This window comes from Flagellimonas ulvae (assembly GCF_049333175.1).
In the GTDB taxonomy this organism is placed as follows: domain Bacteria; phylum Bacteroidota; class Bacteroidia; order Flavobacteriales; family Flavobacteriaceae; genus Flagellimonas.
In genome coordinates, this window is sequence record NZ_CP186325.1 from 3,548,659 (window position 1) to 3,575,419 (window position 26,761).

General features: G+C 39.7%; 23 protein-coding genes. 9 read left to right on the forward strand and 14 right to left on the reverse strand.

Features of this window, described 5'->3' with window-relative positions:
* Position 1 precedes the first annotated feature (1 nt).
* The 3 genes from ACOKFD_RS16615 (at position 2) to ACOKFD_RS16625 (ending at position 2,564) form a co-directional block, all read left to right on the forward strand.
* A complete protein-coding gene (locus ACOKFD_RS16615) occupies positions 2-793 on the forward strand; it encodes a hypothetical protein (protein ID WP_422858946.1) in 792 nt (263 codons plus the stop codon).
* Positions 794-859: 66 nt separating this feature from the next.
* Positions 860-1,726 (forward strand): DUF4097 family beta strand repeat-containing protein, encoded by an 867-nt coding sequence (locus tag ACOKFD_RS16620; RefSeq protein WP_422858947.1) that lies wholly within the window; start codon positions 860-862, stop codon positions 1,724-1,726.
* A 4-nt stretch (positions 1,727-1,730) separates the two neighbouring features.
* Positions 1,731-2,564: a DUF4097 family beta strand repeat-containing protein gene (locus ACOKFD_RS16625; RefSeq protein ID WP_422858948.1), complete on the forward strand. Its 834-nt coding sequence runs from the start codon at positions 1,731-1,733 to the stop codon at positions 2,562-2,564.
* Between the two features lie 69 nt (positions 2,565-2,633).
* On the opposite strand, the gene tsf is transcribed toward ACOKFD_RS16625, so the two are convergent.
* The 4 genes from tsf to rplM all read right to left on the reverse strand — a co-directional run bounded on the left by tsf (position 2,634) and on the right by rplM (position 5,720).
* Positions 2,634-3,458 carry a translation elongation factor Ts gene (gene tsf, locus ACOKFD_RS16630; protein ID WP_422858949.1) on the reverse strand — a complete coding sequence of 275 codons (825 nt, stop codon included), beginning with the start codon at positions 3,456-3,458 and terminating at the stop codon, positions 2,634-2,636.
* A gap of 73 nt (positions 3,459-3,531) precedes the next feature.
* Entirely contained in the window at positions 3,532-4,671 is a 1,140-nt protein-coding gene (rpsB, locus tag ACOKFD_RS16635; protein ID WP_298994490.1) for a 30S ribosomal protein S2, read from the reverse strand.
* Between the two features lie 207 nt (positions 4,672-4,878).
* Complete coding sequence (rpsI, locus tag ACOKFD_RS16640; RefSeq protein WP_298994487.1) at positions 4,879-5,265, reverse strand: 30S ribosomal protein S9; 387 nt, start codon at positions 5,263-5,265, stop codon at positions 4,879-4,881.
* Positions 5,265-5,720, reverse strand: coding sequence for a 50S ribosomal protein L13 (rplM, locus tag ACOKFD_RS16645; RefSeq protein ID WP_422858950.1), 456 nt, complete (start codon positions 5,718-5,720; stop codon positions 5,265-5,267). The genes rpsI and rplM overlap by 1 nt, the downstream gene beginning before the upstream one ends.
* A gap of 238 nt (positions 5,721-5,958) precedes the next feature.
* On the opposite strand from rplM, the gene ACOKFD_RS16650 reads away from it, so the two are divergent.
* Both ACOKFD_RS16650 and ACOKFD_RS16655 read left to right on the forward strand, forming a co-directional pair.
* Positions 5,959-8,610 (forward strand): DUF5916 domain-containing protein, encoded by a 2,652-nt coding sequence (locus ACOKFD_RS16650; protein ID WP_422858951.1) that lies wholly within the window; start codon positions 5,959-5,961, stop codon positions 8,608-8,610.
* A gap of 70 nt (positions 8,611-8,680) precedes the next feature.
* Positions 8,681-9,178: a hypothetical protein gene (locus tag ACOKFD_RS16655; protein ID WP_422858952.1), complete on the forward strand. Its 498-nt coding sequence runs from the start codon at positions 8,681-8,683 to the stop codon at positions 9,176-9,178.
* Positions 9,179-9,311: 133 nt separating this feature from the next.
* On the opposite strand, the gene hisC is transcribed toward ACOKFD_RS16655, so the two are convergent.
* The 5 genes from hisC to hppD form a co-directional block, all read right to left on the reverse strand.
* Entirely contained in the window at positions 9,312-10,427 is a 1,116-nt protein-coding gene (gene hisC, locus ACOKFD_RS16660; RefSeq protein WP_422858953.1) for a histidinol-phosphate transaminase, read from the reverse strand.
* Position 10,428: 1 nt separating this feature from the next.
* Complete coding sequence (locus tag ACOKFD_RS16665) at positions 10,429-11,328, reverse strand: flavin reductase family protein (RefSeq protein ID WP_422858954.1); 900 nt, start codon at positions 11,326-11,328, stop codon at positions 10,429-10,431.
* 89 nt (positions 11,329-11,417) lie between these two features.
* Positions 11,418-12,638 (reverse strand): fumarylacetoacetase, encoded by a 1,221-nt coding sequence (gene fahA, locus ACOKFD_RS16670; RefSeq protein WP_422858955.1) that lies wholly within the window; start codon positions 12,636-12,638, stop codon positions 11,418-11,420.
* 83 nt (positions 12,639-12,721) lie between these two features.
* Complete coding sequence (locus tag ACOKFD_RS16675) at positions 12,722-13,879, reverse strand: homogentisate 1,2-dioxygenase (RefSeq protein ID WP_422858956.1); 1,158 nt, start codon at positions 13,877-13,879, stop codon at positions 12,722-12,724.
* Between the two features lie 15 nt (positions 13,880-13,894).
* A complete protein-coding gene (hppD, locus tag ACOKFD_RS16680) occupies positions 13,895-15,028 on the reverse strand; it encodes a 4-hydroxyphenylpyruvate dioxygenase (protein WP_422858957.1) in 1,134 nt (377 codons plus the stop codon).
* A 102-nt stretch (positions 15,029-15,130) separates the two neighbouring features.
* On the opposite strand from hppD, the gene ACOKFD_RS16685 reads away from it, so the two are divergent.
* Both ACOKFD_RS16685 and ACOKFD_RS16690 read left to right on the forward strand, forming a co-directional pair.
* Positions 15,131-15,577, forward strand: coding sequence for a MarR family winged helix-turn-helix transcriptional regulator (locus tag ACOKFD_RS16685; protein ID WP_422858958.1), 447 nt, complete (start codon positions 15,131-15,133; stop codon positions 15,575-15,577).
* A 154-nt stretch (positions 15,578-15,731) separates the two neighbouring features.
* Entirely contained in the window at positions 15,732-15,887 is a 156-nt protein-coding gene (locus ACOKFD_RS16690; RefSeq protein ID WP_422858959.1) for a hypothetical protein, read from the forward strand.
* 51 nt (positions 15,888-15,938) lie between these two features.
* Here ACOKFD_RS16690 and ACOKFD_RS16695 read toward each other — a convergent pair whose 3' ends face one another.
* The 3 genes from ACOKFD_RS16695 to ACOKFD_RS16705 all read right to left on the reverse strand — a co-directional run bounded on the left by ACOKFD_RS16695 (position 15,939) and on the right by ACOKFD_RS16705 (position 20,622).
* Positions 15,939-16,307 (reverse strand): nuclear transport factor 2 family protein, encoded by a 369-nt coding sequence (locus ACOKFD_RS16695; RefSeq protein ID WP_422858960.1) that lies wholly within the window; start codon positions 16,305-16,307, stop codon positions 15,939-15,941.
* 98 nt (positions 16,308-16,405) lie between these two features.
* A complete protein-coding gene (polA, locus tag ACOKFD_RS16700) occupies positions 16,406-19,252 on the reverse strand; it encodes a DNA polymerase I (RefSeq protein WP_422858961.1) in 2,847 nt (948 codons plus the stop codon).
* Positions 19,253-19,323: 71 nt separating this feature from the next.
* Entirely contained in the window at positions 19,324-20,622 is a 1,299-nt protein-coding gene (locus ACOKFD_RS16705; protein WP_422858962.1) for a hypothetical protein, read from the reverse strand.
* 346 nt (positions 20,623-20,968) lie between these two features.
* Here ACOKFD_RS16705 and ACOKFD_RS16710 point away from each other — a divergent pair, with 346 nt between their 5' ends.
* On the forward strand, positions 20,969-22,201 hold the full coding sequence (locus tag ACOKFD_RS16710; RefSeq protein WP_422858963.1) for a metallophosphoesterase: 1,233 nt from the start codon (positions 20,969-20,971) through the stop codon (positions 22,199-22,201).
* A 91-nt stretch (positions 22,202-22,292) separates the two neighbouring features.
* Positions 22,293-22,589 (forward strand): thioredoxin family protein, encoded by a 297-nt coding sequence (locus ACOKFD_RS16715; protein ID WP_298994449.1) that lies wholly within the window; start codon positions 22,293-22,295, stop codon positions 22,587-22,589.
* A gap of 52 nt (positions 22,590-22,641) precedes the next feature.
* On the opposite strand, the gene ACOKFD_RS16720 is transcribed toward ACOKFD_RS16715, so the two are convergent.
* Positions 22,642-23,286 (reverse strand): peroxiredoxin-like family protein, encoded by a 645-nt coding sequence (locus ACOKFD_RS16720; RefSeq protein ID WP_422858964.1) that lies wholly within the window; start codon positions 23,284-23,286, stop codon positions 22,642-22,644.
* Positions 23,287-23,379: 93 nt separating this feature from the next.
* Positions 23,380-26,712: a protein O-mannosyl-transferase family gene (locus tag ACOKFD_RS16725; RefSeq protein ID WP_422858965.1), complete on the reverse strand. Its 3,333-nt coding sequence runs from the start codon at positions 26,710-26,712 to the stop codon at positions 23,380-23,382.
* Positions 26,713-26,761: the final 49 nt, after the last annotated feature.

Here is a 26,761-nt window from a genome sequence, read left to right on the forward strand (position 1 = left end):
CATGAATAAGGAAACATTTGAAATAAAGGCTATGGATTATTTGGCCGGAGAAATGAAACGGGCTGATAGGGAGATGTTTGATAAGCTATTGGAGGAAAATCCGGAATATAAAAAAGCCTATAAGGAATTGGAAGCTTCCTGGAATTCGATGCAAAGTATGGATGCTCCTGAACCTTCAAATGGAATGGATGATGTTTTTTTCAACATGCTTGATAAAGAGATGGCAAAGAGTGAGAAAAAGGTTTCAAAAAATGTGTTTGACGGATGGCGTGGATGGTTTAGACCCCAACTAGTACTAGGTACTTTTTTGCTAGTTCTTGGTCTTGGCTTAGGCTATTTTTTGGCACCCAATGAAGAAATACCGTCATCCAAAAATACCGTTGCTGAGAAGGAAACCGAAGAGGTGAGGCAAAAATTGGTTTTAACGCTTTTGGAGCAACCATCTGCCAATCAAAGATTGCAGGGTGTGGGAGAAGCCAATAAAATTGAAAATGTAGATGAAATCGTAATCAGGGCCCTACTGAAAACATTGAACAGCGATGCCAATGTAAATGTGAGACTCGCAGCAGTGGAATCTTTGACCAATTATGTAGATAATCCCTTGGTGCGTCAAGGCTTGATACAGGCTATTCCCAATCAGGAATCCCCAATCATGCAGATAACTTTGGCAAATCTTATGGTGGCCTTGCAGGAAAAAGCATCCATTGAGCCTTTCAAACAATTGTTGAAGAAACAGGAGCTGGATACTACGGTTAAAAAGAAAATCAAGAATTCTATTGAGTCTATCATATAGGAGTTTATTTATCAATCAGCCTTTTTTGGGCAAAATCAAATTACGAACAGTTAAAATGTATTTAAAATGAGAAAACAGTTAGTTGTAATGCTGTTATTGAGTGTGGGACTGGGCGTCCAGCACATTACGGCGCAAAAGAAAGAATTTACCGAGGTAATCAAAAAAGAGATGGAAGTAAGCAATGCTTTGGAAAGTGACTTAGTGGTCAAGAATGTTTTCGGTTCTATTGCTGTAGAAGGTTATTCTGGAAGAACCGTTCAGGTTGAAGTTGAGCGAACCATTAGAGCAGAAAACCCATCTGATTTGGATTTAGGGAAGTCTGAGCTGCAGGTAAAAATCACGCAACTCCCCAACAGGATTATTGTTCGACCTGATGCGCCCTACATTGAATTTGATGAAGAGAAGCTCAGATATAAGTGGTGCGATAATTCTTTTGAACTAAGCTATGAACATAACCTAAACATAAAAGTAAAGGTTCCTAATTCCATGATTGTTGATGTTAGTACGGTTAATAATGGAGAGGTTTTAGTTGAAGATACCCGAGGCAAATATTTAAAGGCGGAAAATATTAATGGAGGGATTACCCTTACCAATATTACCGGGAAGACCAAGGTAAATTGCATAAATGGACAAGTCACCATTTCTTATGCTGACAATCCCAAAGAAGCCTCTGAATATTATTCACTCAACGGGGATATTAATATTTCTTATCAAAAAGCCCTCTCCGCCAATATTTCTTTTAAAAGTATGAATGGAGAAATGTTCACCGATTTTGACATCAACAAACAATTTACAAGAACAAATAGGTCTAGTGGAAATGGCAACAAACCAAAGTTCAAGATTGAAGCGCAACCTGTTGTTCAAATTGGCAATGGCTCTGTAGAGTTTGATTTTGAAACTTTAAATGGAAATGTATACATCAAAAAAATATAGTAGGATGAAAAAGACAAAACATATAATAGTGCTTATTGCTTTTTTGGCAGTAAACGGGCTTTTTGCCCAAGAGGAAAGTATCGATTTATTTTCGGTTCCTTTAAGTGAACCTTCTAAACCTGGGAAGTTAGTGGTGAATCAACTGACAGGTTCCATTAAGGTTGAAGCTTATGAAGGAAAAGAAGTCGTGATTAAAGCATCGTTGGGGTCAAAAACGGACTGTTGTGGTGGTAAAAACAAGGATAAGGATAAAGGGAAAGCCAATGGTATGAAGCGTATTGGTAACACCTCACTAAATATAAGTGCCGAAGAAAAGAATAATGTGGTGCAAATTGTTAATGAGCAATGGAATAGGGCAACCAATTTGGAAATAAAAGTTCCTAAAAACTTTTCATTGAAACTTGGAACTGTAAATGAAGGCGATATTTGGGTTAAGGGGGTAAATGGAGATATGGAAGTAAGCAATGTTAATGGGGCCATAACCTTGGAATCTGTCAGTGGTTCAGCGTCAACCGATACGGTAAATGGGGATATTGATGTTACTTTTAACAGTATTTCATCCAATTCCAACATGGCTTTTAGTAGTTTGAATGGAGATTTAAATATAACATTTCCCAGTTCTTTGAAAGCAGATGTAAAGGCAAAGTCGGATATGGGGGAGATTTATACCGATTTTGATATGGCTGTTTCTGCAAACCGACCAGAAGTGAACAAGAATAATTCATCCGGAACCTACAAGGTGAAAATAGAACAATGGGTACGAGGTAAAATTAATGGGGGAGGACCTGAAATGCTATTCAAGACTTTCAATGGAGATGTGTATATCAAGTCAAAATGATTAGACAATACTAGGGAAAACAAAAAGGCCGCTTTTAAAGCGGCCTTTTTTATTGAGAAAACGTGTTTCTTATCCTAATGCTACTCTTTGGAATCCTGTAATTTCCAAACCGGAATCTACAGATTTTACATATTGAGCAACACTTTGCTTGCTATCTTTAATGAAAGCTTGGTTAATCAAGGTGTTGTCCTTGAAGAAACGCTTCAATTTACCTTTGGCAATGTTTTCCAACATAGCTTCTGGCTTTCCTTCTTGACGCAACTGATCTTTGGCAATCTCAATTTCCTTGTCAATAGTGGCCTGATCAACACCTTCCTCGTTCAAAGCAACGGGATTCATTGCAGCAGCTTGCATAGCTACGTCTTTTGCAGCTTGTGCAGCACCATCAACAGGGGCCGAAAGTCCTACTAAAGTAGCAATCTTGTTTCCAGCGTGGATATAAGACCCAACGAATGGAGCATCTAACTTGGCAAAACTTCCAATTTCAATTTTCTCTCCGATTACACCAGTTTGCTCAGTAAGTTTTTCTGCAACGGTCATGTCGTTGTATGAAGCACTTAAAAAAGCATCTTTGTTATCAAAGCCCAATGCCAATTCTGCTAATTCATTGGCTAAAGTTACAAAGGTGTCGTTCTTGGCGACGAAGTCAGTCTCACAATTTAAAGAGATGATAACCCCACTTGATTGACTTCCATTGACCTTTGCAATGGCAGCACCTTCTGAAGAATCACGATCTGCTCTCTTTGCAGCTACTTTTTGACCTTTCTTTCTAAGGATTTCAATTGCTTTTTCAAAATCACCATCAGCTTCGACTAGGGCCTTTTTACAGTCCATCATTCCAGCTCCGGTCATTTTTCTAAGTTTATTTACATCTGCGGCGGTAATTTTTGCCATCTTTTTATTTGTTTAAAATTTGTATAATGTAAAACAGTGTTGTGGTAATTCGCTTGAAGACAATTAAGATAGATTACTCTACTCCTCCCTTGGCATTATCTTGCCATTCTTTAAGCTCGTCCCATTTGCCATCAGCAGCCATTTGGGCTTGCTTACCCCAACTTGTTGGGTCCAAATGTGCCATTCTTGAGCTAGCCTCGGTTAAAATCTCCTTGACTTTTTCCGCATCTGTCTTAGCTAAATCTGCATAGGTATTGATTCCTTTATTATTAAGCGCCTCAGCTGCTTTTGGTCCAATCCCTTCAATTTTAGTAAGATCTTCAACTTCGGTTTTGGCTGTTGCTGGAGCTTTTTTTGGTTCCTCAACTACTTCTGCCGGAGTCTCTTCTGCAACTGCCTCTACTTTTGGCGCAGGTGTTTCTTCTTTAACAGGAGTCTCTTTTACAGCTGCTGTTTCTTCTTTTGGAGCTTCAGCGGTTTCTTTTTCTTTGGCTTCTGCTGCTTTTTCTTCTTGCTTGTCGTTTTTACGATCAGCAAGTCCTTCAGCAACGGCATTGGTCACCTCTCCTAAAATTGCTTCGATTGATTTACCTGCATCATCATTTGCTGGAATTACATAATCGATTGGCCTTGGGTCGGAATTGGTATCCACCATAGCGAAAATAGGAATGTTCAATTTTTGAGCTTCCTTTACCGCAATGTGCTCTCTCATGGTATCTACAATGAAAATCGCACCTGGAAGACGTGTCATGTCTGCTATGGAACCTAAGTTTTTCTCCAACTTAGCCCTTAAGCGGTCTACTTGCAATCTTTCTTTTTTGGAAAGGGTGTTAAAAGTTCCATCTTTTTTCATCCTATCAATCGCAGCCATTTTCTTAACCGCTTTTCGGATGGTTACAAAGTTGGTCAACATTCCCCCTGGCCATCTTTCTGTGATGTACGGCATGTTGACTTTGGATACCTTATCGGCAACAATGTCTTTTGCTTGTTTTTTTGTAGCAACAAAAAGGATTTTTCTGCCTGAAGAAGCTATTTTTTTCAATGCTTCTTTGGCTTCATCCAATTTTGCTACGGTCTTGTAAAGATTAATTACGTGAATTCCGTTTCGCTCCATGTAGATATATGGGGCCATGTTGGGATTCCACTTTCTTGTTAGGTGTCCGAAGTGTACACCTGCTTCCAATAAGTCTTTAACTTCTGGTTTGCTTGCCATCTTTTGTACTTAGTTTACGTTCCGTTGTATTAGCAATGGAAGGGTGGTCACCTTTGGTTCGCCCCTTTCATTTAGATGCTAAACTAGTATCCAAAAAGTTGATGTTTGCTCTTTGGAACAACGACAACTTGATTAAAAATATAACCCTGAATGGTTTTTAGGGTTTTCAATGAACTTATAATTGTGGACAAAAACTGTCCGGTATTCTTAACGTTTGGAGAATTGGAATTTCTTTCTCGCTTTCTTTTGTCCAAACTTCTTGCGTTCCACCATTCTGGGGTCTCTTGTCAATAGACCTTCTGGTTTAAGAACAGTTCGGTTTTCTTCATTTATTTCGCACATAGCCCTTGAAAGAGCCAAGCGAATAGCTTCTGCCTGACCTGTAATTCCACCACCATATACATTTACTTTTACATCGTAAGTGTCTTCAGCGCCAGTCAAAGCAAATGCTTGTTGAATTTTGTATTGCAAAGGAGCAGTTCCAAAATAATCTTTGTAATCTCTTTTGTTTACTGTGATGTTTCCTTTTCCTTCAGAAAGATAAACCCTTGCTACTGCTGTTTTTCTTCTACCTATTTTGTGAACAACTTCCATTATTTGTAGTCGTTTAAGTTTATTGTTCGTGGTTTTTGTGCCTCGTGGCCGTGCTCTGTCCCTGCGTACACCTTTAAGTTTCTAAAAAGATCGGCACCCAATCTGTTTTTTGGAAGCATTCCTTTTACAGACTTTTCAACAATACGCTCAGGATGTTTGTCCAACATTTCAGTAGCAGTCGTTTCACGCTGACCTCCAGGATAACCCGTATATCTTTGGTACGTTTTTTCCGCCCATTTGTTTCCAGACAAATTTACTTTTTCTGCGTTGATGATAACTACGTTGTCACCGCAATCCACATGGGGAGTAAAATTAGGCTTGTGCTTTCCTCTTAGTAATTTAGCTACTTTGGAAGCTAATCTACCCAATGTTTGTCCTTCTGCATCAACCAACAACCATTCTTTTGAAACCGTTGATTTATTTGCGGAAATTGTCTTGTAACTTAATGTATCCACTGTGAGAATATTAATCTTTTAATAACCTATCCGTTTTTAACGGGCTGCAAATGTACAATTATTAGATTGAATTACAAATGGTTGTTATTGATTATTTTTTAATTTTTGAAGGTGTTTCGGGTTACCTCAAAGTTTTGGTCTAAGATATGTTAAAGTCTAAATTAAAATTGAGTCAAACTGTAACTGATTCAATTTTTATAGGTCTTTAGTTTAATTATCAAATCAAAAAACGGAAACAGTGAGAAAACCAACCCTTTTGCTGGCCCTGCTTTTTCTTTCCATTTGGGCAAGCGCACAAGACTCAATAGAAGTAGTCCCTAAAAAGATTTATGTCACCAAGGCTATTGAGCAAAATCAACCACCTTCCATTGATGGACTACTTAATGATCAAGTTTGGAATACCGTAGAATGGACAGGAGATTACGTAGAGTTGCAGCCCGATGAGAATACACCGCCTAGTTATCAAACTAAATTTAAAATAGTATACGATAGCAAGTTCTTATATATAGGTGTACGATGTTATGATGCTGAACCCGATAAAATTGTAAAAAGATTGTCTCGTAGAGATGGATTTGATGGAGATTGGGTAGAATTCAACATTGACAGTTACCATGATAAACGCACTGCTTTTTCATTTACGGTTACAGCTGCCGGGGTAAAAGGGGACGAATTTGTTTCAAACAATGGGAGTAATTGGGATGGAAGTTGGAACCCCATCTGGTATACCAAAACCAATGTGGACGAAGAAGGTTGGACTGCTGAACTTAAAATTCCACTTAGTCAATTGAAATTCAGTGGAGCAGATGACCAAGTATGGGGACTTCAGTCAACCAGAAGGTTTTTTAGGGCCGAAGAACGTTCCTTATGGCAGAGAAAACCAATAGACCAACCTGGATGGGTAAGTGAGTTTGGTGAACTACATGGACTGAAGAATATAGAGCCACAAAAACAGTTGGAGATACAACCGTATACAGTAACAAGTGGAGAAACTTATGAAGCTGAGGAAGGGAATCCTTTTAGGGACGGAAACGATAATGATGTAACTGTAGGATTGGATGCAAAGATTGGTATTACCAACGATTTGACTTTGGATTTGACAGTAAATCCAGATTTTGGTCAGGTTGAAGCTGACCCGTCTGCCATTGCTCTCGATGGTTTCCAGATTTTCTTTCGAGAACAACGCCCTTTCTTCGTAGAAAACAAGAATATATTTGATTTTAATGTATCACAATCTGAAGCTGGAAATACCTTTGGATTTGATAATGTTTTTTATTCCCGTAGAATAGGAAGAAGTCCTCAAGGGTCTCCCGATACTTCGGATAATGAATTCGTAGACCAACCCGCCAACACTCCCATTATTGGTGCTGCGAAGTTTAGTGGCAAAACCAAGGATGGATGGGCCATAGGGGTCTTGGAAAGTGTTACAGCACGTCGCTACGCTTCAATCGTGAATGAAGAAGGGGACGGAAGAAGGGAAATGGTGGAGCCATTGACCAACTATTTTGTAGGAAGGCTTCAAAAGGATTTTAATGATAGGAATTCCTATATAGGTGGAATTTTTACGGCCACCAATAGAGACAATCTAACGGAGCAACTGGACTTTTTACATCGCTCCGCTTACTCCGGTGGGGTAGATTTTAAACATCAATGGCACAACAGGGATTGGTATGTGGAAGGAAATTTTATTCTAAGTCATGTACAAGGAAGTGAAGAGGCAATCCAAAACACCCAAGAATCCATTACACATTTATTCCAAAGAGTGGATGCTAGCCATCTTTCAGTAGACCCAAATAGAACTTCTTTGACAGGGAGTGCAGGGAATCTTCAAATAGGTAAAATTGGTAGTGGACATTGGCGATTTGAGACAGGAGGTACATGGAGATCTCCAGAATTGGAACTGAACGATATTGGATTTCAAAGACAATCTGATGATATTCGACATTATACTTGGGTAGGGTATCAAACTTTAAAACCAGATAAAACTTTTAGAAGAGTAGGAATCAATTACAATCATTGGAGTGCTTGGGATTTTAACGGTAATAACAACATTCTACGGTTCAATACCAACAGCTGGCAAAATTGGCAGAACAACTGGTTCAGTAATTTTGGGTTCAATTATGGACCAAGACGGTACGACAATTTTGCTTTACGTGGTGGACCCAGGTTAAAACGCTCCCCAGACATAAGTTTTTGGAACTCAATACGGACGGACAACAGGAAAAAGCTACGTTTCAATTTCTTCCATCGCGGGCAAAAGGCCGTTGATGACTCCTACAGATCTTATTTTATTGAGGCCGGATTGGTCTATCAGCCGGTAAATGCCATCCGTGTTTCCGCTTTTCCGTCCTTGAGCATAAATAATGACCAATTACAGTTTATAGAAAATTTTGATGATGTAAATGGTACTCCAAGGTACCTAAATGGTGAAATTCAGCAGAGAACCCTTAGTATGTCATTTCGATTTAACTATACCATCAATCCCAATTTGACCATTCAATATTGGGGGCAGCCATTTATTTCGCGCGGACGCTACTCTAATTTCAAACATGTTACAGATGCTACCGCCCAGCGTTTTGAAAATCGTTTTTTGGCCTATTCCGACAATGAGGTTACTCTTGAAGATGGTACGTATTCGGTGGATGAAAATCTAACAGGTGTAACAGATTTTAGCTTTGACGACCCGGATTTCTCGTTTGTGCAGTTTCGTTCCAATTTGGTGATTCGATGGGAGTATATTCCGGGTTCGGAAATCTTTTTGGTATGGTCTCAGGATATTTCACAAGATGGTGACCCATCACAAGGTCTCTTGGATGGATTGAGTGATAATATTTTTGGACAACAGCCTCAAAACATATTTCTTTTAAAGGCTACCTACCGTTTTGTGCTCTAGTTTTGAGCGTATTGCGATACTTTTTTTATGGTTTTTGCGTTATTTCCGAAATAACCTCACAAACAAAATCATGAAAAAGATAGTATTGTTTCTTGCTGTTGTTGCCTTATCGTTTTCTTGTTCCAATGATGCGGATGGCAATGATGCAATGAATTCAGAAAACCTTTTGGTTGGTACTTGGGTACTAACTGACCTACGCATTGATAGTGGAGTAGACGATGATGACCTTGACTTTGGCAAAGAAATCATAGCATTCCTTCAGGGAATTGACTGTGACCTAATCACATTCACTTTTAATGAAGATGGTACGGTTACATCTGTGGATAGAGCCAGTTTTATTTCCATTAATGTTGGAATGAACGGATTGGATATCCCATGTCCCACAGAAAGCGATACGGAAAATTCAGTTTGGTCCTTGGAAGGGAATCAACTTACCTTCATCAACGAAAATTTGGAAGAAGAGACCATAACCATCGCCTTGGAAGGAGATAACACTCTAATCATTGCAGGTGAGGACATCGATGCTCAGAATTTCACTGGGGCCGATGCAGTATTCACCAGACAATAAATAGAGCTAAAGTTCATAAGAAAGAGGCTGTCTAAAAAGTATGGTTTCGTCAACCTGAACTTGTTTCAGGTTCCATTTAAATATTTGTACTTCAAAATATTGAGATTCTGAAATGAATTCAGAATGACGACTTTTACTCTTTTTTAGACAGCCCCTTTATTTTTTCCAAAGCTTTCACTAAGGCTTCATTTGCTTCTTGAGTGCCTATAGTAATACGTACTTTTCCTGGAGCTCCAAACTGTGAAACAGGACGAACCATTACACCCTCGTTCATCAGAAAATCGGTAAATTCAAATTCCGGTATGGGAGGGTCTATTATGAAGAAGTTCCCTTGTGTGGGCCAATATGTAATTCCAAGTCTTTGGAATTTATTTTCCAAGAACCCTCTTCCTTCTAGAACGGTTTTAACCGTTTCAGCAACGAATTCTGAATCATGTAAAGCACCTATGGCCGCTTCCAAGGATGTTAACGGTAAAAGAAAAGGTTTATGGATTTGACGAATGTAGTTGGCTATTTTAGAAGTGGTATAGCAATACCCCACTCGTAAACCGGCCAAACCATAGGTTTTGGAAAAACTATTAATGGCAATAACATTATGGCCTGCTTTTACATAGGGTAGGGCTGAGGTGTAATCTTCGGCATTCGCAAAATGTCTGTATACCTCATCAAAAACAATGATGATGTTCTTTGGAGTTCGATTTAGGAAATCTTCAAGTACGTTTTTTGGAATATAGGTTCCCGTAGGATTGTTGGGACTGGTCAAAAAGATTACTTTGGTCTTAGGGGTGATAGCGTTCAAGATACCTTCAACATCTAAGGAGTAATTGGAATTTTTAAGAGGAATATCTATCAATTTAGCCCCATACCATCTTGAAAAAACTGAATAGGGCAAGAAACAGGGATTGGAGTAAATTACCTCATCCCCTTCATTGATGAAGGCCCGCAACAACATATCAATGATTTCAGAACCACTGTTTCCGCAGATAAATTGGTCCACCTTTAACTGTTGGTCAAAGTCAGCTACCAGTGCCTCTCGTAATCGAATATCTGTTTGGTCTGGATAGATAGCAACATTGGTAGCTGCTTTTATAAGAGCTTCAGTGGCTTTTGGGGACTGTCCCAATGGATTCTCGTTTGAGGAAAGCTTGTATATCTTTTTGTTGGATTCCTTTGGGGGGTTTTTACCTCCTTTGTACACTTCTTTCGGCTCTAAGTGCGGTTTGAAAATGGATTCGATTCCTTTTTCCATGTTATAGGGTTTCAGCATACATTAGCAAGGCCATGGCCTTGGTAGTTTCTCCTTCCTCTAAAATTCGCTGTGCCAACCAATGCAGTTGGCTTTTTAGTTTTTCTAATGTTCCTCCCAACTTTTTAATCATCATTTGTACTTCGTCATCTTTTTGAATGGAATTCAAATCATCCTGGCTGGGTAAAGTTTCAAGGTTGCCAAGACGCCCCAGATTATTTCCGGTTAAAACTTCACTTTCACGAATCCCTTTGGGCAATGCGTCAACTCCGATACCTTTGGTTCGAATAGGTTTGGGAATTTCAAAGAGCGCTTCTCCCGAAGCTTTAACGTACCAACTACCTCCCATTCTTCCCACTAAATCCAGTTTTTTAGTGTCTAACAGGCCATCAGTTAGATAATCCTCGTTAATATGGATGCGTTCGACTTTGGCAATGATTAGGTTTCCAGCACCTGGTTCTTCTGCAAGCTCAATGGTTTGCTGCACTTTGCACTCAAAGGAAACAGGAGCCTCTCCAACTCTTGGGGGTTTTACTGTTTCACTCGGGATTTGGGTAAGTCCTGCTTTTTCGAATTCATTTACCCCCCGTTCATATGCGGTGCTTGCAAGGGACATTTGTTCTACAATGGGGTGATTAACAATATTGATGACTACCTCTGGAACTTCCTTTACATTTAAATAGGAATGCTTATGGGTGTTATCCCGCCCACTTCGAGCTGGTGAAAAAATGAGTACTGGCGGATTGGAACTGAAAACGTTGAAATAGCTGAACGGGCTCAAATTTACATTTCCAGAAGCATCGATGGTGCTTGCAAAGCAAATGGGGCGGGGCGCCACGGCTGTGAGCAAGATACCATGAAGGTCCTGTTGTGAAATTGAAGTTGGGTCTATGGTTTTTGTCATATTAGTCCTTTATATGTCATTTCGAACGAATGTGGGAAATCTATTGTAGATTCCTCGTCACTTCGCTCCTTCGGAATGACATTTCACTTTTATTTTGCGGGTAGAACTTTTGAAGAAACTTCACCAAATCCAACACGAATATCGCTTTTTTGCGCATAACCACGCATGGTCACCGTATCTCCGTCGTTAATGAACTTTCGTTCTGAGCCATCTTTCATTTTGAGCGGTTTGGTTCCCATCCAAGCCAATTCCAACATAGATCCATAAGAATCTTCACTTTTACCTGAAATGGTACCAGAAGCCATCATATCCCCAACATTAATATTACAACCATTCACCGTATGATGGGCTAATTGTTGAGCCATGTTCCAGTACATATATTGGAAATTGCTCTTACAAATAATGGTTTCTTCACTGTTTTCAGGTGCGATACCTACTTCTAAGTTAATTTCGTAATTCTTGTCTCCTTCATATTCCAAATACGATAAAACCTTGGGTTCTTGCTTTGGTCCAGAAACACGAAAAGGCTCCAATGCTTCCAAGGTCACTATCCATGGCGAAATGGAAGAAGCAAAATTCTTGGCCAGGAATGGCCCCAATGGCACATACTCCCATTTTTGGATATCACGTGCGGACCAGTCATTGAATAAAACCAGTCCGAAAATATAATCCTCAGCATCCGAAGTGGAAACCGATTCTCCCATTTGCGTGTTTTTTCCACAGACGAATCCCATTTCCAATTCAAAGTCCAAACGTTGTGAAGGACCAAAAACTGGCGTGCTTGAATCTTTGGGTAGGGTCTGTCCCTTAGGGCGATGGATGGGTTCGCCACTTACCACAATGGAACTTGCTCTACCATGATAGCCCACAGGAATGTGTTTCCAGTTAGGTAATAGGGCATTTGCCGGGTCACGGAACATTTTGCCCACATTTGTGGCATGCTCAATACTAGAATAAAAGTCTGTGTAATCGCCAACATGTACAGGCATATGCATTTGAGCATCCTTTTGTAAGACAAAAAGTTCAGGTTTTCCAGCCAGAACTGATTCATCATCTTTGAGCCAATATTGAATATCTTTTCTTACCCTGGAAGTGATTTCCTTTCCCAAGGAGATAAAATCGTTCAATACGTCTTTCTCAAAAACGGCTGTGTTGAAATCAAAAACATTGAGTTCAGCCAGAGCTGCTAAATCTAAAATGTACTCTCCAATAGCTACTCCAGCTCGTGGGCTTCTATCTTGGGTTGAAAATATTCCGAAAGGAATGTTATGGATTGAAAAATCTGAGTTTTCAGGTATGTTTATGATCATGTTTTTGGTGTGTCATTCCTGCGAAAGCAGGAACCTGTTTTTAAATGGATTCCCGCCTGCGCGGGAATGACAAATTGATTTAATTAATCCAACCAAGATTGATAATATTCACCATCATCAATCTTCATGGCATTTTCGGTAACTTGTAAAGGTTTGAAGGTGTCTATCATTACTGCTAGTTCTTCTGTGCCCTTTTTGCCAATGCTTCCTTCATACGTTCCTGGATGTGGACCGTGGGGAATTCCAGCGGGATGCAATGAAATGTAACCGGGGCCAATGCCTTTCCTGCTCATAAAATCCCCATCCACATAATACAAGACTTCATCAGAATCTATGTTGGAATGGTTATAAGGCGCAGGAATGGCCTTTGGATGGTAATCATACAAACGAGGGCAGAACGAACAGATTACAAATGCACCGGTCTCAAAAGTCTGGTGCACAGGTGGCGGTTGATGTACCCGACCTGTGATGGGTTCAAAATTGTGAATTGAGAAGCCGTAAGGATAATTATAGCCATCCCATCCCACAACATCAAACGGATGTGTTGCGTACACCAAGCTGTGTAGCATGCCTTGTTTTTTTATTTTCATTAGAAACTCTCCCGTCTCATCATGACTCACCAAATTCTGGGGTAATTTGTAATCCCTCTCACAAAAGGGGGAATGCTCCAAAAGTTGGCCAAACCAATTTCGGTATCGTTTTGGGGTGTAAATGGGATGGAAAGACTCAGCATATAAAATGCGGTTATCCTCTGTATCAAATTCAATTTGGTAAATCATTCCCCTTGGAATGATGAGATAATCCCCATATTCAAAAGGAATGTCCCCTACAAAAGTTTTTAGGGTTCCAGAGCCTTTGTGAATAAAAAGCATTTCATCCGCATCTGCATTCTTATAAAAATAGGATGTCAATGATTTTCTGGGAGCCGCAAGGCCAACGTGTACGTCACTATTGACCAAAAGGGGTTCTCTTGCATCCAAAAAATCGTCTTGTGGTTTTACATCAAAACCAATCAGCTTACGTGAGGTAATGTTTTTCTCCACAGCAATTTTTGGACTCACATCTATGGGTTCACCTACTTTTTTTACCTGAGTGGGTCGATGGATATGATATAGCAGCGAGGACATTCCGTCAAAACCAATGGTACCAAACAGTTGTTCATAATACAAACTACCGTCTGGTTTTTCAAATTGGGTATGTCGCTTTTGCGGAATTTTCCCGAGTTGGTGATAAATCGGCATAAGATCCTATTTTAATTAATGCAAAGTACCTCTAAGTTCCTGCTCTCGCTCAATAGCTTCGAACAATGCCTTAAAGTTACCTTTTCCAAAGGATTGTGCACCTTTTCTCTGGATGATTTCAAAAAACATGGTTGGTCTAGGTTCAACCGGACGGGTAAAGATTTGTAACAAATACCCTTCGTCATCTCGGTCTACCAAGATGCCCAACTCTTTCAAGGGAGCAATGTCTTCATCAATTTTACCCACTCTGTCAGTTACGGCTTCATAATAAGTGTCAGGTACCCTTAAGAATTCCACACCACGGCTCCTCAACTCTTTTACGGTCTTGATAATGTCATCAGTGGCAACGGCAATGTGCTGTACCCCTTCACCTTCATAGAAATCCAAATATTCTTCAACCTGTGATTTCTTTTTACCCTCTGCAGGTTCGTTGATTGGAAATTTGATGCGTCCGTTACCGTTGCTCATCACCTTGCTCATCAAAGCAGTATAATCCGTAGAGATATCATTGTCATCAAATGAAAGTATGTTTACAAAGCCCATAACTTTTTCGTAAAACTCTACCCAATGGTTCATTTTGTTCCATCCTACATTTCCAACCATATGGTCTACAAACTTTAAACCTACGGGAGCTGGATTGTAGTACGGTGTTTCCCATTTAACGAAACCAGGAAGAAAAGTGCCGTTGTAATCCTTACGTTCCACAAAAATATGTACTGTCTCACCATACGTATAAATACCCGCTCTAACTACCTTGCCGTCCTTATCTTCTTCAATAACGGGTTCCATATATGATTTTGCGCCTCGAGCCATTGCAGTTTCGTAAGCATAGGTTGCATCATCCACCCAAAGAGCAACTACTTTTACACCATCGCCGTGAGTGTCAATATGTTTTCCTATTTCGGTACCACTTTTTAGAGGAGATGTCAATATCAAACGAATCTTATCCTGTATTACCACGTAGCTTTCTCGGTCTTTCAATCCAGTCTCTAGTCCAGCATAGGCATAGGATTGAAAACCAAATGCCGTTTTGTAGAAGTGTGCGGCTTGCTTTGAATTACCCACATATAGTTCGATGTAATCCGTGCCATTTATAGGCATAAAGTCTTTGGCTTCATCGTGAATTTTAGGGATTGTAGAAATTTCCATAGTGTGCGTTTTATTATTGAGATATAATTATTGTTGTTAGTGCAACAAAAATACATATTTTTGTATTACCAAAGAGTCTTTAGGACTAAAAATTCAGTTAAAATGCTCAATCAAATAGACAAAATATCAGGAATTGGACTGCACCTGGATTTGGTGTTGCGGAAAATCCAAGATGCCTATCTACGCACCTTTGAAGAATTAGGGGTGGATATGACGATTGAGCAGTGGGTAGTTCTGCATCGTATTTATGAATTGGGGGATGAAGCCTCACAGAGGGAAATCGTACGGACCAATTTCCGCAATCGGGCAACCACCTCTCGAATTATTGGTCGGTTGGAAGGTAAGGATTGGATTTCCAAAACGCGATTTGAGGGTGACCAAAAGCGGTTTAAGCTGGAGCTTACCCTAAAGGGTAAAGAAATCATCGACCTGGTATTGCCCTATGCTGTAAATCTTCGTAAGCAGGCTATAGAAAATCTGGATGTGATAGAATTTGAGACCTTCTTAAAGGTTTTAGACCAGATTGGGGAAAATTATAATTCCAAATAGGCTGTTCTTTTATTGTTTCTGTGTCATTTTATCTGAACAAATTCTTAAAATCTATATTTTCGGGTAATTTAGCATAGAAATAGGATAATATTGTTGTTTTGGTAGGGTAAGCATTTGGGGAATTTTGCGACTCATTTATCTTAAAACAAGAAGCATGAAAAAGTTGAAACATTATCCTAGCGTATGGCAGGCTTATCCGTTTTCAATGGAAATGTTTGCCCACTTTGAAGAAGATGCCCGTGAAGGAGCAAATGAAAGAGAAGTGAAGAAAGCACAAAAGTCAAAATTAAAACTGGCTTTTGGCTGGTAAGTAAAATGTAATACACTTGAAAAAGGTGCCCAAAGGGCGCCTTTTTTATTTCTACTTTATTTTTCCATCATGGAAACCGGCTCTCTTCCAAGTACCATTTTCGTACACCCAAAGATTGGTAATGCGATATTGGTTTTCTTTTGAGCCAAGACTATCCTTAACCTTCACGGTAACCTTGCCAGTCACAATAGCTGAATTACCGTGATACTCAACCTTGGTTTCATCCAATTTATAGTCCAAAACTTCTATTTCCCCAGATTGTAGACGCTTACTTCTTTTTTCCAAATAGTTGAACCAGTCCTTTTTTCCAATAACCTCGGAGCTGCTGTTGGTGTGCAGATAATTTGCTGTGGTCATGGAATCGAGAACGTTCAAATCGCCTTCGGAAAAAGCTTTATTGAATTTTTCAATTGATGCCATTAGTGCATCTTGGTTAACGAAATTTTTAGGTTCACAACCTAGAAGGTAGATACCAATTAAAACTAAAATTGATTGATGAATTCTCATAACTATTGATTTTAATGGGCCTCGAGCCAATTCTCTCCAATGCCTACTTCCACATCTAAGGGTACGGCAAGTTCGTAGGCCTTTTCCATTTCTGTTTTTATGAGTGTCTTCATTTCTTCCAATTCAGGTTTGTAGCAGTCAAAAACCAGTTCATCATGTACTTGAAGCAACATTTTAGTTTTGTAGTTTCCTTCGGAAAGTTTTTTATGGATATTTATCATCGCGATTTTGATAATATCCGCGGCACTTCCCTGAATTGGAGCATTAACGGCATTTCTTTCAGCTGCCCCACGTACCACCTGATTCCCTGCATTAATATCTTTAAGATACCGTCTCCTTCCTAAAACAGTCTGCACGTAGCCATTATCGCGTGCAAAGTCCACTTGTTCGCTCATATAATTGCGAAGCTTTGGATATGTCTTGTAATAGGTATCTATGAGTTCTTTGGCCTCAGAACGACTTAAATCGGTTTGATTGCTCAATCCAAATGCAGAAACCCCATAAATGATTCCAAAGTTCACGGTTTTTGCATTGCTTCGTTGTTCACGGGTTACCTCATCAATAGGAACGTTGAAAACTCTTGAAGCTGTTGAAGCATGAATATCCTCTCCGTTTTTAAAGGCCGAAATCATGGTGTCTTCTTCACTTAAGGCCGCAATGATTCGCAATTCAATTTGGGAATAATCCGCGGCCAACAAAACGTAGTTCTCATCCCTGGGTACAAAGGCTTTCCGCACTTGACGTCCCCGTTCGGTTCTAATGGGAATATTTTGCAGATTAGGATTGTTGCTACTCAGTCTCCCTGTTGCTGCAACAGTTTGCATGTAGTCTGTATGAACTCGACCACTGTGTTTTTGTACCTCATTGGGCAGAGCATCCACATAGGTGCTTTTTAGTTTGGAGAGTCCCCTAAAGTCCAACACGTTTTGAATGATTTCATGGTCCTTTGCCAGATAGGACAACACTTCTTCCGATGTGGAAAATTGACCTGTTTTTGTTTTCTTGGGCTTGTCCACCAATTTCATTTTGCCAAAAAGTATTTCTCCCAATTGTTTGGGAGAGGCAATATTGAACTGCTCCCCGGCTTGTTCGTAGATTTTGCTTTCCAAGGTTTTGATGTCGGCATCCAATTCAGTGGAAAGGCCATTAAGGTAATCTTCATCCAAATTTATGCCTTCACTTTCCATGTCCGCCAATACGCGCAGCAAGGGGACTTCAATCTCTTCGAAAAGTTTATCGGTTTTAGCTTCGGAGAGCTCTGGTCTGAAATGTTGCGCCAATTGGTATGTGATATCTGCATCTTCGGTAGCATATTCAGTTTGTTTATCTAGAGGAACCTGACGCATACTTAATTGATTCTTTCCCTTTTTTCCGATGAGCTCAGTTATAGAAACAGGGGTGTAGTTCAGATAAGTTTCAGAAAGCACGTCCATATTGTGCCTCATATCTGGGTTGATAAGGTAGTGGGCCAACATGGTATCAAAAAGCTTTCCTTTCACTTCAACATCATAGTTCTGCATCACTTTGATGTCGTATTTTAAGTTCTGCCCCACTTTTTCAATGGCTTCTGATTCAAAAAAGGGTCGCAATTGTTCCACGATTTCCTGTGCAGCCCCTTTATCTTCTGGAACGGGTACATAAAAACCTTTACCTGCTTCCCAGCTGAAAGCAATACCTACCAATTCGGCTTCCAACGGATTAAGGGATGTAGTTTCCGTATCAAAACAAACCGAAGTTTGTGCCATCAACTTTTGAAGAAATAGTTCCATTCCCAATCCCTTTTCTATGGTTTGGTAGAAATGTTGAACATCCTTTACGTTTTTTCTGCTATTTTCATCCTTTACGGTTGCGGCCGCTTCTGAAGGATCACCTCCAAAAAGTGTAAATTGTCCGCTTCCGGCTATTTTTGCCTCACCTTGAGGTAATGCTGCAGAAGCTTTTGCACCACTTGCCTTTATCTCTGCCTCGGCTTCACCCGAAAAGATTTTGATAAATTGTTCCTTCAATCTTCGGAACTCCAATTCCTCGAAAATTTCCTGGACTTTAGGACTGTCAGGTGGGCACATTTCAAAATCCTTCGCGTCAAAAGTAACATCGCAATCTATTTTGATTTCTGCCAGTTTTCTAGAAAGACGACCCAGTTCAGCATTGTCTTCCACCTTTTCTTTCATTTTACCTTTTAGTTGGTCGGTATTGGCCAAAAGTTCTTCCATAGAACCAAAATCGGCAAGAAATTTTTTTGCAGTTTTATCTCCAACACCCGGTAATCCTGGAATATTGTCACTGGCATCACCCATCATGCCCAAGTAATCTATGACCTGTTCTGGACGTTCCACACCGAAACGTTTCTGCACCTCGGGAATACCCCAAATCTCAATACCATTGCCCATCCTGGCCGGGCGGTACATAAAGATATTTTCGGAGACTAACTGCCCAAAATCTTTATCTGGAGTGACCATAAAGGTTTTAAATCCTTCCTTTTCAGCTTGTTTGGCCAAAGTGCCAATAAGGTCGTCCGCTTCATAGCCTTCCAATTCCACAACTGGAATTTTCATGGCATTTAAAATGGATTGGATGTAGGGAACTGCAATTTTTATAGCTTCTGGGGTTTCATCCCTGTTAGCTTTGTATTCCTCGAACATTTCTGTTCGTTCTACACTACCACCCTTATCAAATGCTACGGCCAAATGATCTGGTCTTTCGCGTTTGATTACATCGAAAAGGGAATTCATAAATCCCATAATGGCACTGGTGTCCATTCCCTTGGAGTTGATTCTTGGATTTTTTATCAAGGCATAATATCCTCTAAAAATCAAGGCGTAAGCATCCAGTAAAAAAAGTCGTTTTTGGTCAGACATACTATATTTAATCGTCAGTTTATAATTATCAGATGGCAGTCTTTAAAAGTAGGGAAAATGTGGAAAAGGAACTATTTTGTTTCGACAATGAAAAATGGGATTTTCCATATTAACTTTTTCGTATCAGATAGTGTTTTCTCTATCTGGAGCATGTGCATTCCTTTTTTAATATCAGCTGTATTCATGTAAGTTATTATGCCAAATTGCTGTGTTACAGGATGGTCTGCTTTTATGAATTCTGTAGGTATAACTTTTTCGTCGATTCTGATTATATGTTTTTTTTGATAGCAATCAAGGTATTCCTGTCTTTTTTGTTGACGTTCGTTATCAGGTAATTTTTTAAATCTTGGATACTCTTTTAAGTCACAAGCCTGTGAAAGATTTCTAATTTCATGCTCCATAATGGGAACGAACAACTTTATGCCTTTTGAATCAATAATGTCCGATTGAATTTCTGGAGTTAGAAGAAAGTCAGAAGTATTCGTAGTGGCATAATAAGAATTCTCGATTCTTGTAGTATCCGTGTTTTCTAGCCCCACAATTAGATATCCGTAATTTGATTGCCCCATACGAATTCCACCAAAACATACTCCTGCCAAAGACATCACAATGACCAAGCGAACCAAACTCTTTTTCCTCTTAAAGTTAGACCCGAAGATCATGAATATCTGCATGATGTTTTTATACAAAGGGCCATATAATAGTTTGTTTCCAAAGCTGGAATACACAAAGAAAACATGTTGTAATCTTTTTTTTTGGTGATTCCTTTTCATGTTCGCTGGGATACTAATTAGAACACCAATTATAAATATCAATCCGATAATGTAAGCTGGAATTAGCAAAATCCAATAAGGGACAAGGTCTTTGAGCAGATTGAAAATAATCAAGTAGAGTGTGGCTACCAATGTGAAGTAGAGATAAATCATCATTAAGGAAAATGCGGCTGAAAAAATCACACTGCACAATTCATCCACCTTGGCTATGGTCTTTGGAAGCTTTGGAAGAATTTGAAGCAGCTTTTCGGTATAAATAGATGAATAAACACTGTCCTTCAGACTATAGTCTGGAAAGACCGAGTTCAAGCCCACCAGTCCTATCCAATACGCTCTTAATGCAAAATGGATAATAAACATGCATGCAAGAACACCTACAGCCAAATAACCGCAGACTACCACTGCATAGCCAATCAAATATTGTGAGGGGTCTAGATTATCTATGAATTCGATGACCAGCCAGTCGATAGCTCCAAAACTCTTCAAAATAGCAAAGATGGCAACTGCAGAAACCAATAGTTCAGCTTCCCAGCTTTCTTCCTTTAAACGGTTTAACCAACTTTTCTCTTGGGATTTGGTTTCAATTTGTTCAGACATAGTTTTTTTACTCTGTTTATTGATAATCAAATGAACGTAGGCTATTTGTTTTAAACCCGACTAAATATAGCAATATGTTGGTAGAAGTATGTGTCAATTCATTCTTGGCAGCAAGAGGCGATTGCCCATAGGGTTTTGAGTTGACCAAAAGTAAAATGTAAGAAATACTACTCCCAATGCTCCCTTTTTTTAACTTGCCTCTAAGATATCTTGGAACCTCCAATTGGAATATGCACAGCAGTAACAAAAGCTTTGATCTTTCGTCTAATTCTTACGGTAGGTTAAAAACTTCTAAAGAATACAAGTAGAACAACCTTAAAAAAATACCTTTGCAAAAAAAATTGGCATGCCACGCTTTTTTATTGTTCTTTCCATTTTTTACATTTTTTCGGCCTTTTATGGATTCCAGGCCTTTAGAACCTTGTTCAAAAATCCGTGGGCTCAATGGGGCTACGGTATTTTGTTTTTAGGTGCTTGGGTATATTTTATAGTTAAGCTTAATTCCTACCAACCCGGCTCGGCCATGAGTCCATCTACCGCAATTGCTGGAGGGATTTTTATGTCATTCTTTGCTTTGGGATTGGTGCTCGGGTCTTTTATGATTTTGGAAGATATCGTCCGATTATTTGTAGGGGGATATCGAAGAATAAGTGGCATTTCTGAAAACCAAACATATCTTCCTTCAAGAAGAGCATTTGTAAGCACTTTGGCTTTAGGTTTGGGAGCACTCCCTTTTGGAGCTTTGCTCTATGGCATGTACAAAGGAAAGTACAATTATAAGGTGTTGAAATATGCATTGGAGTTTGATGATTTGCCCGATGCATTTGATGGATATCAGATAACCCAAATTTCTGATGTGCACAGCGGTAGTTTTGATGATTATAATAAGGTGGCCTATGGAATTGATTTAATCAATCAACAAAAAAGTGATGTAATCCTTTTTACAGGGGATATGGTCAACAATAAGGCTGAAGAAATGGAGCCTTGGACGGAACTTTTTGGAACACTCAAGGCGAAAGACGGTAAATATTCGATTTTGGGTAATCATGATTATGGTGATTATGCGGCATGGCCCTCTCCAGAGGCTAAAGCCCAAAACCTTCAGGATTTAAAAGATCTGCAAAAGGGTATGGGGTTTGAATTATTGTTGAACGAACATCGCTATTTGGAAAAAGATGGGAACAAGATTGCCTTGGTTGGGGTTGAAAACTGGGGCGCAGGGGGGTTCAAAAAAGCAGGCGACCTAAAAAAAGCGGTCGAAGGAATAGATGGCAAGGACTTTAAAATTCTAATGAGCCATGACCCATCCCATTGGGAACAGCAAGTTATTCAAGATGATTACCACTATCACTTAACGTTAAGTGGTCATACCCATGGCATGCAATTTGGAATTGAAATTCCAGGTTGGGTCAAATGGAGTCCGGTAAAATGGCGCTACAAGTACTGGGCTGGAATTTATGAAGAGTTGGGACAGTTTATTAATGTGAATAGAGGTTTTGGATTTATTGGATACCCAGGAAGGTTTGGGATTTGGCCTGAGATTTCTGTCATCACCCTTAGAAAGAAATCTTTAACTTGAATTTAACGTAGCTGAAGCCCTTGTATAGCTTGCGTTCAAGTTAATTTTAACAAAATTTCTTACTTTTGAGTTACAAACCCAACGTACGCTTATGTCCAAATTTGGTGAACTTATCGATTTGAATGTGCCCGTTTTGCTGGATTTTTATGCAGAATGGAACGAGCCCTCGACCTCCATGCATCCGGTTCTTCGTGATGTTGCCGCAGCATTGGGAGACAAAGGCAAGGTGATTAAAATTGATGTTGACAAGAACAAAGAACTTTCGCAAGCACTCCGCATTAAGGGACTTCCTACGCTTATGATTTATAAAAGAGGTGAAATGGTCTGGCGGCAGAGTGGCGAACAAGATGCCAACACGCTTATTGGCATTTTAAACGAATACACCTAAAATAACAGACCTGCACATTGCTAAGCAGGCCCTTATTCAATTTTTTTAATACTTAACGACCTTTCAGAAATTCCAAAATTTCCTTTGGGTCAAGTCTTTGTGTATAATCCTCTGGAACAAAATCATAAATCACGTTTTTGTTTTTGTCAATAATGTAAGTTGCCGGCATGGGTAGCTCGTAATTACTGTTTCCATTGTGTTCATCTACATGCAGTCCAAAAGAATGATAAACGTCTTTTAAGTCTTCGGGCATTTGAAAAGCAAGATTCAATTCCTTGGCATATTGATTGTCAATATCACTTAGTATTTTGAATTGGAGTTCATTTTTTTCTGAAGTGGTCAACGAGTTATCTGGAGTTTCAGGGGAAATGGCTACAAGGTTGGCACCGAAGTTTTTAAAGTCTTCAGAAAACTGCTGCAAAGCACGGAGTTCCATGTTACAGTATGGGCACCAACCCCCTCGGTAAAAAGATATAATCAAATAGTCTTGTTGAAGGATTTGATTTAAGGTGATTTCATTGCCGCTTTCATCCGGAAGCATGAAGTTTGGTAGTGTATCTCCAGTTTTAACTGCACGGGCGGAAAGCTTTGCATCCAATAGCTTTTGGGTGCTCTGTTGCATCACCTGGTATTTATCTTGTGGGATAGCCTTAGCCGAGTTCTCCCGTCTTTGTGTAAGTTCTTTTGTAAGTGTCATCACTAAATTTCATTTTATTATTGTGATGTAGTCGAACAAAATAGCTTAAGCTTTCCTTGGGAACGAAGGAAAATAAACTGGTGAAAAAATGGGTTACTGCATGGAGTCTGGAATAGTGTCCACGGTGATTATACTGTCCAATGGAACGGAATCCAGCATATCAGGGTCTGGGGTTGGCTCTTCAAAGAAATCATCTTCTTCATCACCCACAAATTGTGAGAACTTATCAATAAAAGTGTTGAAGGTTATGGTTTCTTTTTCGGCGTAGTCCCTGTCGTCGTTTTCAATAAGAATATCAATATTACGTCGATATGCCTGCATGTCCGACAGGATATCATCAATCTTTTCATATTGTTCGTCCAGTGGTGTGGCAGCATAATAATCCAACCGTTCTTGATACACTTTTCTGAGCTTTTCATACAGTTCCCTGGCTTTTTCAGTTTCCCCTACCTTGAAATACCCATCTACAAAAGGTTCAACAAAGGCATAAAAACCAAAGTACTCAAAAGGCAAGTTGGTCATGGCAATGTTAATGACATCTTTAGCTTTCTCTATTTCATTTTGAGCAATCAAAGTTTCCGTTAGGCGGGCTAGATTACTTCTAAAGGAAAGCCCTTGAGAACGTGTTTGGGGGTCATGGTAAATATCGGTACTACCTGAGTTGCCCCATTCCCAATTCTTAACAATATTGTACATCAAGTCGCTATCTATCCTTCCCATTTCAAAACTGTTTCGATTCTCGGTGCGAATAGGAACGAGCTTGTAAACAAGACCATCCAATTGAAGATAATCTTTCATCCATATGTATTCGGCCTTATCAAAACTTCCTCCTGAGAAATAAATGGGCCTTTTCCAATCATTGTTGGCGATTAGGTCCAGCATCAAAATCCTATTCTTGGGAAGTGCACTTTGCGGAAGGTCAATGTCGATATAATCCACAATTAAATCAGCATCTTTTTGCTTGACCAAACCACTTTCCAGAACGTTTTGCTTGTTCACTGGAATTCTGACTTTATTGGTGGGATAGTAGACGATATCTAAAGTACCTTCGGAATACTGACTCAAGTCAGCTCCCTGTTTTTCAAAAAGATATTTTAATTTGGTTTGGGGTTTATCGCTCCCCACCCAATTTATAAAATCTTTAATGCTCCAACGGTTGTCGGTAATAGGTTGATGGTATATGGCATCTCGGGCTCCATAATGGTATTTGTCGTGTGTTAGCTGAGATGGAATCGGCTCGCTTTCATATGCCTTGCGTTTCATTTGGTCAATGTACCAATCCGTTGCAAAGAGACTGGTGTTCACAATCCGAACATCTGTCCGATATCCTTCGATTTCCTGTGCATACCATAAAGGAAAAGTGTCATTGTCGCCTATAGTGAAAAGGATAGCGCCTGCATCTTCTTGGCAAGAATCCAAATACGCTTTTGCGGCAGATTGCGCTGTATATCTTCCAGAACGATCATGGTCATCCCAATTCTGAAAGCCCATAAGAAGAGGAACGGCAAGTAAACATATCGCGGTTATCGCGGGAGCTGCAATCTTTGCGGAAAGGAGTTTTCTAAATTCATCAAACAATCCATATACACCCAGACCAATCCAAATACAGAATATAAAGAAAGAACCTACCAGGGAATAATCTCTTTCCCTAGGTTGGAAAATATAGGGGTTAGTATAAAATTGTATAGCAATCCCCGTGAACATAAAAAACACAAACAAGACCCAAAACTGTTTTGAATTCCGTGAAATTTGAAACACAATCCCTATGATGCCCAGAATAAGCGGGAGGAAAAAATAGGTGTTTCTAGCTTTGTTGTTTTCCCAATCGCTTGGTAAATTCTTCTGACTGCCCAAACGAAGGCTGTCCACAAAACCAATGCCGCTCAACCAATTTCCGTTGCCATCGTAGCGGCCTTGTACATCATTTTGCCGTCCAACAAAGTTCCACATAAAGTAACGCGTATACATATACCCAAACTGGAACTCGAAAAGATATTTAATGTTCTGCCAAAGGGAAGGAGGTTCTACTTCAATATATTCGCTGAAGTCCCGTAAAAAGCGAATGTATTGATCTGTATCCAATTCGCCTTGCGCATGCGCTGCTTTGAACTGCGCCACAGCTTCTCTCAGCTCATTATTTGAAATGTAATCGGATTTTATCCTAAAGTCCAAGGTGCCAAAATACCGCATATAGTTTTCGGCATGTTGATCACTCCATAATCTGGGCAAAATACCTACGTGCTTAGCGTTTGGCCCCTGAAGAGCGTTCTTATAGTTGTTTACGATTACGTACTTGCCCAGCTTTTCATCTTTCTCGTACTTAGGTCTGTCATCAATATCATCTCCTGCTGGTGCAAAGGTGTCTGAATAGTATGCTCCATAGAATGGACTTTCCACACCAGGATATTGTTCCCTGTTATAGTAGGCTAAAAGGGAACGCGCGTCCGAGGGGTCGTTTTCGTTTACTACTGTTTTGGCATTGGCTCGAATAGGAAGCATCAACCAAGAAGAGAATCCCAAAATCAAGAACATCAGGCAAAGTACAACGGTATTACCTGTGTAAAATTGATTTTTTCTAGTGTATCGCAATCCAAAATAAAAGGCGGCGATAAAAAGAAGCCCCATAATTATGGTGCCCGAATTAAAAGGTAATCCTATGGTATTGATAAAGAAAACTTCACTCCAACCAAATAGTTTGAGAACATAGGTTAGGGAGAATTTATAAACCAAAATCAAAAATGTAATTACCACAATATTGGCCAAAAGGAAGTTTTTGACAGTTGTGGTCTGATATTTTTTAAAGTAGTAGAGCAATCCAATTGAAGGAATGGCCAAAAAGCCCATAAATTGTATCCCGAAGGTGAAACCTACCAAAAAGCAGATGAGCAGAAGCCATCTATTACCCCTGTTTTCCTCGAGGCTGTCTGTCCATTTTAATCCCAGCCATAGCAATAGGGCCATGATGAAACTGGCCATGGCATATACTTCAGTTTCCACAGCATTGAACCAAAAACTGTCTGAAAAAGTAAAAGTAAGTGCGCCGACCAAACCACTTCCCAGTACTGCAATAGCTTTGCTATTGGTAAGAGGCTTTTTCTTCACGACCATTTTACGGGTCATGTTGGTAATGATCCAAAAAGTGAACAAAACAGCAAAAGCACTCGAAACTATGGAGACGGAGTTCACCATTAGAGCCACTTTAGAAGTATCGCCAAAAGCGAACATGGCAAAAAATGCACCTATCATTTGCAATAAGGGAGCCCCGGGAGGGTGCCCCACTTGTAATTTGGCTGAGGTGCTTATGTATTCACCAGCATCCCAAAAACTTCCAGTAGGTTCTATGGTAAGGGCATAAACAATAAAGGCTATAGCGAAGGAAACCCAACCTAGGAGGGTATCCCATTTTTTGAAGTCTTTTGCAAACATATAATTGGTGTTTACCAAGTTGGGGCGAATTTAGTAAATCTCACACAGA

Coding starts and splice junctions, on each gene's coding strand:
- ACOKFD_RS16615 (WP_422858946.1), top strand. CDS start 2: ATGAATAAGGAAACATTTGAAATAAAGGCTATGGATTATTTGGCCGGA.
- ACOKFD_RS16620 (WP_422858947.1), top strand. CDS start 860: ATGAGAAAACAGTTAGTTGTAATGCTGTTATTGAGTGTGGGACTGGGC.
- ACOKFD_RS16625 (WP_422858948.1), top strand. CDS start 1,731: ATGAAAAAGACAAAACATATAATAGTGCTTATTGCTTTTTTGGCAGTA.
- tsf (WP_422858949.1), bottom strand. CDS start 3,458: ATGGCAAAAATTACCGCCGCAGATGTAAATAAACTTAGAAAAATGACC.
- rpsB (WP_298994490.1), bottom strand. CDS start 4,671: ATGGCAAGCAAACCAGAAGTTAAAGACTTATTGGAAGCAGGTGTACAC.
- rpsI (WP_298994487.1), bottom strand. CDS start 5,265: ATGGAAGTTGTTCACAAAATAGGTAGAAGAAAAACAGCAGTAGCAAGG.
- ACOKFD_RS16655 (WP_422858952.1), top strand. CDS start 8,681: ATGAAAAAGATAGTATTGTTTCTTGCTGTTGTTGCCTTATCGTTTTCT.
- hisC (WP_422858953.1), bottom strand. CDS start 10,427: ATGGAAAAAGGAATCGAATCCATTTTCAAACCGCACTTAGAGCCGAAA.
- ACOKFD_RS16665 (WP_422858954.1), bottom strand. CDS start 11,328: ATGACAAAAACCATAGACCCAACTTCAATTTCACAACAGGACCTTCAT.
- fahA (WP_422858955.1), bottom strand. CDS start 12,638: ATGATCATAAACATACCTGAAAACTCAGATTTTTCAATCCATAACATT.
- ACOKFD_RS16675 (WP_422858956.1), bottom strand. CDS start 13,879: ATGCCGATTTATCACCAACTCGGGAAAATTCCGCAAAAGCGACATACC.
- hppD (WP_422858957.1), bottom strand. CDS start 15,028: ATGGAAATTTCTACAATCCCTAAAATTCACGATGAAGCCAAAGACTTT.
- ACOKFD_RS16685 (WP_422858958.1), top strand. CDS start 15,131: ATGCTCAATCAAATAGACAAAATATCAGGAATTGGACTGCACCTGGAT.
- ACOKFD_RS16690 (WP_422858959.1), top strand. CDS start 15,732: ATGAAAAAGTTGAAACATTATCCTAGCGTATGGCAGGCTTATCCGTTT.
- ACOKFD_RS16695 (WP_422858960.1), bottom strand. CDS start 16,307: ATGGCATCAATTGAAAAATTCAATAAAGCTTTTTCCGAAGGCGATTTG.
- polA (WP_422858961.1), bottom strand. CDS start 19,252: ATGTCTGACCAAAAACGACTTTTTTTACTGGATGCTTACGCCTTGATT.
- ACOKFD_RS16705 (WP_422858962.1), bottom strand. CDS start 20,622: ATGTCTGAACAAATTGAAACCAAATCCCAAGAGAAAAGTTGGTTAAAC.
- ACOKFD_RS16710 (WP_422858963.1), top strand. CDS start 20,969: ATGCCACGCTTTTTTATTGTTCTTTCCATTTTTTACATTTTTTCGGCC.
- ACOKFD_RS16715 (WP_298994449.1), top strand. CDS start 22,293: ATGTCCAAATTTGGTGAACTTATCGATTTGAATGTGCCCGTTTTGCTG.
- ACOKFD_RS16720 (WP_422858964.1), bottom strand. CDS start 23,286: ATGACACTTACAAAAGAACTTACACAAAGACGGGAGAACTCGGCTAAG.
- ACOKFD_RS16725 (WP_422858965.1), bottom strand. CDS start 26,712: ATGTTTGCAAAAGACTTCAAAAAATGGGATACCCTCCTAGGTTGGGTT.